This is a genomic window from Nostoc sp. UHCC 0251 (assembly GCF_034932245.1).
Taxonomy (GTDB): Bacteria; Cyanobacteriota; Cyanobacteriia; order Cyanobacteriales; family Nostocaceae; genus Nostoc.
The window spans coordinates 1-8,893 of the sequence record NZ_JAYGHD010000147.1; the positions used below are offsets into that span (position 1 = coordinate 1).

An 8,893-nucleotide genomic window follows, 5' to 3' on the forward strand; every position below is an offset into this window, starting at 1 on the left:
ACCATCTTTCCTCCCTCACGGGAATATCCCTGACTTTCCTACCTGGGCAGTTACGGTTTCACCTAAAAAAAGGAAATTCTTAAATTAAACATTGTTTAATTGTCGTTACAACTGATTGAGAAAGAGAATCAAAATCATAACCACCTTCTAAGCCAAAGAGAATTTTACGAGTTATCCCTAGACAATAATCAGTAAATAAAGCGTAGTCTTCTGGCTGCAAATTGATACTTGCCAAAGGATCTGCGGCATTGCCATCATAACCAGCGCTGACAATCAGCAAATCTGCCTGAAAGTTAGCTAAAAAGGGTACGACCTGTTTTTCAAATAGTGGCTGATATATTGCAATATCACTACCAGGGGGTACTGGTAAATTTAAGACATTATTATGAAAGCCGCGTTCTGTCGTTCTTCCAGTGCCGGGATAGCAGGGATACTGATGTACGGAACAGTAAGCGATGCGTGGTTCAGATTCAACGATCGCCTGAGTACCATTACCGTGATGTACATCCCAATCTAGGATGGCGACGCGGTTAATTCCGGGTTGTTCCAGGGCAAATAAAGCTGCGATCGCTGCATTAGAAAATAGGCAAAAGCCCATCCCCGCATCACTTTCTGCATGGTGTCCTGGGGGACGCGCCAGTACAAAAGCTGGATTAGCGGACTGTAACACAGCCTCAACTCCATCCAACCATGCGCTGACTGCTAATAATGCCACATCATAACTGCGCGGGGAAACTGGCGTATCTCCATCCAAAGGGCCGCCGCCACTAGAAGCGATTTGCCAAAGTTTTTTGATATAGGCTGGGCTATGCGCTTTAAGTAACACAGACATTAGCGATGGCTGTTCTGATGTTGGTGTAGGCGATCGCCAGTCAATTTTATCCGCGAATGTTGCTGCTTTTAGGGCAGTAGCGATCGCTATCAAACGTTCTGGTTTTTCGGGATGGTATTTTCCAGTCTTGTGGTCTAAAAATTCGTCGGAATAGATGACTGGCAGCATAGGACGAAAAAGGTTGGCAGCAAGACAATGAATGCTATTGTATCGTCACTAGTACAAACAGTTCTTCCTTAATACTCATAGTCCACCAAAGAAACTTCCGGGTTTTTTGGTAAGACAATCAAGTTCTTCTATCCCCCTGCTTCCCCTGCTTCCCCTGCTTCCCCTGCTTCCCCTGCTCCCCCTACTCCCCCTACTCCTCTTCTCCCCCTGCCTTCCTTCACCCATGATTTTTGGGTTGGTCGAGTCTTAAAGAATTGGTCGTTTACTTTCGAGGATTTCAGTTGCAATCTTTGCAGAAAGCGGCCGGTAGAATAAAAAGCCCTGTACATCTTCACAGTTGATAGATTTTAAAAACTCCAATTCCTCCTCCTTTTCTACCCCTTCGGCTGTCAACTTCAATCCTAAGCTCTGTCCCAAGGTGACTATGGCCTTGATAATATGAGCTACTTTTACATCCACAGTCAAATCTTGAATGAAAGATTTATCTATTTTCAGATTGTGGAGTGGCAAAAGCTGTAAGCGCGAGAGCGAGGAATGACCTGTACCAAAGTCATCAATGGAGATGTAAACACCCATCTGCCGTAGATTTTGTAAGATCGTTCTGGTAAAGTCTAAATCTTCAATGGCTGTGGTTTCAGTAATTTCTAATTCTAAAAAACGCGGCTCCAGCCCCGTTTCTTCTAAAACTGTGGCTACAGTCTCTACCAATTTAGGTTGGCGGAACTGCTTAAGAGAAAGATTGACAGCGATCGTCATGGGTGGTAACCCTGCATCTTGCCAGATTTTATTTTGGCTACAGGCTGTCCGCAGCACCCATTCGCCGATGGGAACAATTAATCCACTTTCTTCGGCCAGAGGAATGAAGACAGTGGGTGCGACCAATCCCATTTCTGGGTGCTGCCAACGCAACAGAGCTTCCATACCAGTAATTTCTTCTGTGGCAATGTTCACACGAGGCTGATAGTACAACATAAATTCTTCACGTTCTAGGGCATAGCGCAAGCTCTTTTCTAAAGTCAGAAGTTCAGGATTCTTGGCACTTAGAGAAACACTATAGAATTGGTAATTATTCCGCCCTTTGTCCTTGGCGTAGTATAAAGCGGCATCTGCGTGCTGGATTAGTGTTTCGGCATCAGGGCTGTTGTTATCAAGTAACGCAATACCGAGGCTGGCAGACACATAAAGTTCATGCCCTTGCAGATTGAAGGAATCCTGTAAGGCTTGTAAGATTCTATTCGCTACCTGGGTTACTTCTTCAATATCATTGACTCGCGGGAGTAAGATAGTGAACTCATCACCTCCCCAACGGGCTATAGTGTCTCCGCCTCTGAGTGAGTCTTTTAATCTTTGAGCGACGCTTTGTAACAATTTGTCTCCCAGAGTGTGCCCCAGAGTGTCATTAATACCCTTAAAGCGATCCAGGTCGAGGAAGATCACAGCTAAACTTTCACCATTCCGAGTGGCGTTGGGCAGAGTTTTACTAAGCAGCTCATTAAATAGTTGGCGATTAGGCAACCCTGTCAGCAGGTCATGAAGGGCTTGATAGCGAATCTTTTCTTCTACTTGCTGACGCTGCTGCGTACTAATAATACTGGCGGCCATCGTCAAAAGGGTAGATTCTTCATGCTTTGACCAATGGCGCTCAAAGGTGCAGTCTGCCAAGCCAAGATAACCCCAGCACTCATTTTCCAACCGGAGAGGCACCAGAAGAAGGGATTGAATGCCATCTCTAATCAGGAATTCTTGTTCGGCGGCAGAAAATTGTTGGGTGAGTCCGCTTATCGACTGGCCACTAGAGAGAACAGTGTACCAACGGTCTAATCCAGAACCTTGATAAGGCTGATTCTGCCAATGGTGGTGGGTAGATTGAATAAGAGAGTGCGTCCATTCAAACCGGAGGCTAACTGCTAATTCCCCTGTAGCAGGATGGGGATGGTTCTGAAAGAGATAGGCACGATCTGCCTTGGCAGCTTCACCTAGTATAGCTAGAGCTTGAGTAATACCAATTTCATAATTCATTTCTCCTAGCAAATAATTGGCGGCTTCTGCAACTGCTTGTAGCAAGCGATCGCGCTGACGCAGTTCGGCTGTGGCTTGTTTTTGCTCTGTAATATCCCTAATAATAAAGGTTCTAATTAAATCACTTTCAGGAAGATAGAGGACGGATTGTTCAAAAACTTCTGTACCTACTTCCACCTCCCGCACAAAAGAATTTTTTTTAAAATTCTTAGCTTTACTTAGGAGTCCTGTTAAAATCGGGTGTTCCGTCCCAACTTCCCTAAGTTGGGGAAACTTGAGAGCTGCGGCTGGATTGAGATAAGTAACTGTTCCCTCGAAATCCATCTCAATAATTGGATTGGGAATGAGTTCAGGGAAGGATGCTAGGCGAGCTAGGGCAGACTCACTAGCTGCTTCAAAGATGGGATCGATAGCTAGGGTTTGAAAAGGATTCGCAGGACTGGCTTGTTCTGATAAGAAATCAGATAAGTCCTCTACATCACAAGATTCAGAAAATGCTTGTTCTGAGAGGTTGGAAATAGCATAATATTTAGCTTGAGCTTGATTACCGCCAAAGGCAATGACATCTCCGTTTCTGAGATTATGAGAGTAGCATTTAGTGCCATTGACAAATAACCCATTAGTACTTCCTTTCCCCTTGTAGTTGCCATCGATAATCTGGAAGCCGTATTGGTCAGTCTCTGGAACAGTTACTCGCAATAAAATTGCGTGTTGCATTGATACTGACCGGGAAGACAAGACAATAGTGTTTGCGGGATGCCGCCCCAGAGAATAAGTAGTCTCTTGCAAGGGGACAGTTCGCCGCCCTTGCAGGTCTTGGATGACCAAAAGATGGCGTATTTTTTCCCGCTCATTTCCTAGCATGGCTGTTCCTCAAATTCTCATATTTTTATGTCTTAGTCTGAAAAATACTAATCTCAGAAGTGGAGCTTGAAAGTTTGAATATGTAGAAAAATTTGTTCAATCAAATTTGTCACCGTCTATGATTCCAAAATGGGTATGAGGGTGTAAACTAGTCCTTCTTTTCATGATTGACCCTTTGGAATGAGATGGCTAATTGTTAAATCAGTTTTGCGGTAGAAGTTATAGCTGTTCTCTCTACCCATACATAAGTTATAAACTTTGCCCCTTTCTCTATATCATCTAATCCTTGTCTTTCTTAGGATACCCAGAATAAAATCAAACGCTGAATCGAACACATGGTATATTTGCGGATTTTTATTCTGAGTAGTGGGAAACTCTGAATTAAATAAATAACGGCTGATTTTATTTTTTAATCACTCAAATAGTTCTGTTTCACTGAGTTTTGCGAAATAGATAAGAGCAAGGCAAGAATTAAATTAATTGGGCGCACCCCACTGGAGAAGAAATATTTGAGATTAGAAATCGCATATAGGACTAATGTTTGATTTCTGAAAAAGCTCGGTACAGACCGAAAAGCCTAATTCCCTACTCCCTACTCCCTACTCCCTACTCCCTGCCCACATAGATAATTTCAAAAATCAAATACGATTCCTATACCAGTTGGCTTTAATGGTGGTAACTTAACGTTGGTGCCAAACTCTTGTAGAGAAGGGAAGGAGAATAAACCCCTAAATTTTAAAAAGGATTATAGAGTAAACTAAAATACAGACCGTTTTCTTGTAATGTTCTGTCATTTGAGTTAACAGACACTAAAGGAATACCCCAGTCAAGACGAAGGGTGAAGCGATCGCCCTGTGACCAACGCAACCCCAGACCAACAGCAGCTAGAGTATTAGGGTCGGGGTTCTCTCTGCCAGAACTGTTCCAGCCAACACCAAAATCCACAAAGGGGACAACCTGTAATGTGCTATCTATCTGGGGTAGGCGCAGAATCGGTACTTGAACTTCCGCAGAAACAAAAGTGCCGTTATCCGTTAACAAGTAATCTTGACGGTAGCCTCGGATGCTATCCTGTCCGCCTAAGCCAATTTGCTCTATAGGCAAAAGTGTCCTGGATGCGAGCTGCGTATTTAAACGAATTAAAAGTAAGGTTTCAGGAGCTAAAAGGCGTGCCCACTGCCCTTGCCCTTGCCAAGCAAAAAAACGGCTATCGGGAGGATTTTGATTAATCGTGGGATTTAACACATCTATGCCCAAACTGAATTGAGAGCGTAGAGCGATAACTTCACGGCTGTTACGGCTCGTCCATTCTTGAAAAAATCGCAACGCAGATACCCGAGTGCGTCCCTGTTCATCAGCTCCGGGTGAAAGTAGAGAGGGGGGAAAGCCTCCTTGGCTCTCTCTCTGTAGTATCCACGAGATATCACTTTCGCGTCGGGAAGCTGTTAACCCGACGACGAACTCTTGTGTAGGAGTTTGAACTATGGGCTGACGGAATGTCAATTCGTAGTAGCGAGAAGCCGATTCAATATCTAAAGATTTGAAATCAGGTTCAATGACATTACTCGACGTAGTGCCATAGTTGAAGCTAAGGGTTCCATTGCGGGGATTGAGTGGTAATGTGTAACTAGCGTCAAAGGAGTTGCTACCATCAGTATTGGTGTAGCCTAAACTTAGACCATCTCCCAATCCGAGTAAATTGGCTTCATTCAATTGTAATCGGCGTCGGAAACTGCCAACACTAGGCGATCGCCCATTATCAAGAATTATTTGACTACTAAAGGTTTTAGCTTCGCTGACCTTGACTTCTAAGAGACTCTCACCAGTCCGTGATCCTGCTGAGAGTTCAGCAGAGACGTTTTGAATCAAAGGATTAAGTTGCAAAAGTTGCAGTGCCTCTAATAGACGTTGCCGATTCAGAGGTGGTGATGTAGCTATTGCTAGCCGACTACGGACATAATTTGAATTTAACCGCCGAGTCCCAGTGACCTGGATATCTTCTAATTTACCTTCGACCACCTGAATTTTTACAACACCGGATTGGATTGTTTGAGGCGGGATATAAGCACCAGAAGTAATGTAACCATTTTGGACGTATAAATCAGTAATTTTAGAACGTGCTTGATACACTTGGGTCAGCGAGATCGGTCGTTTGGTAAATTCAGCAGTGGCGAGGGCTAACTCTTCGGGACTGAAGACTGTGCTACCAAGAACTTCAAACCGTTCAACAATAATAGTTTGAGGAAAGTTGCCAGGGGGTGGTTCTTCAGGTGTGGGAGTTGGGGTAGAGGGGGGAAATAGTTCTGCTGGTGGGGGAAGCGGCTGTGGCGGTTCAGGTGAGGGGAGTGGGGAAGGTGAGGGTGGTTGGACATCCTGTGGTGGTGGGAGTTGTTGTGACAGGATGAAATTACTAGTTGGTAATTGTGTAGTATCAACAGTCTGAGCTTTCAGTGGACTAGAAGATATGCTGCCCAGTAATAGAAGCATACTCAGCGGTAAGCAGGACACTATAAGATTCTGAGGATATTTATTAATCATCGCACTGGATTATTTTTTGTCAGAAACTATAGGATTATACGGCGACTCCTTCAGATGTGAATCTTACTTCATCTTGTGTCGCTAAAGTTGATATTTTGGGTAAATCTCAATTTAAAAGCTAAATCATCTGGTTATTGCAGACTTAAAAGTATTGATGGTGTTTGATCTGCATAAATAAACAGATATGTTGGAATTATGTGTTGTTGCGTTAGAAATAAACCTAGTACCGCAAGGCGGAAGTCAAAAGTCAAAAGAATTCTATTCCAAACTCTGACGCGATTTAAAATTGTATATTTATTTACGTGCCCGCTGTTCTAGTACATCACGGCAAAATCTACCTATTATCTCAATTAACAAGACTCGGGGCAAAATCCTTTTGTTAAAAAGACATCTCCAGAAATTAATTATGCGTTACCTGAAACCCTTGTAGAGACGTTGCATTGCAACGTCAAAACAATTCATTTTCACCAGATGTCTAAAAAAGTAGGCAAACTTCCCTTTTGTATATGATTTAGGGTTACTCCATATCCCTTTGCTTAAATATTCCCATCAATTTACGTTTACGAGCATGGGTTTGCATCAAGTTTTCCCGATAGCTCAACCAGTCACTTTTCTTCCCAGATTCCAAGTAGGCATTACGTGCCTTTTTCAACCATTCAATTGCGTAGTAGTAGTATTCGGCTTTACCTGCATCCATAATCTTTTCGGCACGGCGACGAGCATTAGCAATCACCCAACTAGGATTGTGAGGGATAGCAGCATCCATGACTCGGTGAATTAACTCTGAATAATAAGAACTAAGTTCACTAGCGATCGCAATTGCATCATCAATTAGCCCCTCATGCAAGAATATATCCACCTTGGCTGATTCTGTTCCCCAACTACTATCAGTACGGATAATTCTCAGCAGGTCTATTTTGAGACTTTCCCAATTTTCCCCAGCTAATTCTGCCATCTTTTGGTAGTCAACAAAGGAGGGCTTCACTTGAAAAGCTGCCTTGATTGCTAGTAAAGCAGCTTCAGTATTACCCAACTCAACAGCCAAATCACTTGTCCAAATTCCTAATTCGTACTGACAATTACCTGGTAAATTTAATCCACTCTGGGCTATATCTAGTGCTTGTTGTAATACCCCTTGTCCGCTGAGTGTTTTCGCTAGAGCATAAGCCTCTTCCATTGAGTTCATTTGGGTTTGAGCAGCATCAATTGCTTCTTCTACCCTGCCTAAACGCCCTAACATTGTCAGATAGTGCTGAGTTTGCCCTTCCGCTTCTGCTAAATATAAGTATTCTTGGTAACGTTCCTGACGTTCGAGGATTTTGAGGCGAATTAGTGCCAAATCATCTGCGTAGTCTGGCACGTCTTCTTCCCAAGCTCCCCTTTCGGTAATATTACCTTCGAGAACTTGCACTAGAGGCGGATAATCCCAACCTTGGCGTAAAGCCTCCATGATCATGCCAAAATCAGCATTCCACTCATCTTGCCAGGCTTCCAAATTTATTTGAATATCAACTTTTTCTTCTGGGGTGAGTTCAGCACTCAGAATTGCTTCACACCAAGCATTATTCAATTCCTCGACCACTTCATCGTTTTCAGCACCGTATTCTGCAACATCATCCCAATTTTCCGCACAGGTAGAGGTAATCGCTTCTAAAATAGCGATCGCATTCTCAGCCTCTCCCCGTTCGCTAAAAGCTACCGCAGTTTGCACCACACTCAGTAATTCTTCGCCAATTGGATCTTCTTCGCACCCTTCCTCAAAGTAACGCACGGTATCCCGGAGAATTTGCCGCACTTGCCGCCGAACGGGAGCCGGATCAATAGTAATAATGCGAAGCACAGGTTTTATGTTTTTTTGCTGATTAGTCATCCAACCTACATGGCGATCAATCGCCTCAATTAGTGGTGGATATTCTGTGACCAACTCTTGCAGCAGCCTTTGAGTTTGGATATAATCTAGACGATTAAGTAGTTGTTCTAGGGTGGGGCGCTGCTCAATGTTTTCTGGGTTACGCGCACAGACAAGCATTGTCGCTACAATATGTTTGCACCACCCGTCAAAGTTGTAGGCACAGGTACAGTTTGCTGAGGTTAACCCACTGCTATCGAAACTCAGGTTGACATGATAAGGTTTAGCTTCACTGCCTACAACATCTGCCTGAAGCAGATCGCCACGTTGGGTAACTGTATTGACAGCACCAGCCTCATAGTATGCCTCGCCCCGTTGGAAAGATTTGGCGTTGGCATGACGGCGGATAGTAAATTCACTAATTTGGGGAATAGACATCGAGCGATCGCCTGCTTAAATCTTTTGGATGAATCCTAAATCCAGCTTAGGTGTTAGGCTCACTTGCTGTAAAGAGAAAAGTGTGGGGATTGGGCATTGAGTATTGGGGATTGGGCATTGGGCATTGAGGATTGGGCATTGGGAAAAGACAAGGAAGACAAGGAAGAGGGGGGAGACAAGGAAGA

Annotated in this window: 4 protein-coding genes; all 4 read right to left on the reverse strand. The window is 43.8% G+C overall.

The window, feature by feature from the left end:
* Window positions 1–79: 79 nt before the first annotated feature.
* The 4 genes from VB740_RS15685 to VB740_RS15700 all read right to left on the reverse strand — a co-directional run bounded on the left by VB740_RS15685 (window position 80) and on the right by VB740_RS15700 (window position 8,708).
* Window positions 80–1,000, reverse strand: coding sequence for a histone deacetylase (locus VB740_RS15685; RefSeq protein WP_323200901.1), 921 nt, complete (start codon window positions 998–1,000; stop codon window positions 80–82).
* A gap of 246 nt (window positions 1,001–1,246) precedes the next feature.
* Window positions 1,247–3,883, reverse strand: a complete 2,637-nt coding sequence (locus VB740_RS15690; protein WP_323200902.1) for an EAL domain-containing protein — start codon at window positions 3,881–3,883, stop codon at window positions 1,247–1,249.
* Window positions 3,884–4,618: 735 nt separating this feature from the next.
* Complete coding sequence (locus VB740_RS15695) at window positions 4,619–6,421, reverse strand: ShlB/FhaC/HecB family hemolysin secretion/activation protein (RefSeq protein WP_323200903.1); 1,803 nt, start codon at window positions 6,419–6,421, stop codon at window positions 4,619–4,621.
* A 517-nt stretch (window positions 6,422–6,938) separates the two neighbouring features.
* Window positions 6,939–8,708 (reverse strand): SWIM zinc finger family protein, encoded by a 1,770-nt coding sequence (locus VB740_RS15700; protein WP_323200904.1) that lies wholly within the window; start codon window positions 8,706–8,708, stop codon window positions 6,939–6,941.
* Window positions 8,709–8,893 lie beyond the last annotated feature (185 nt).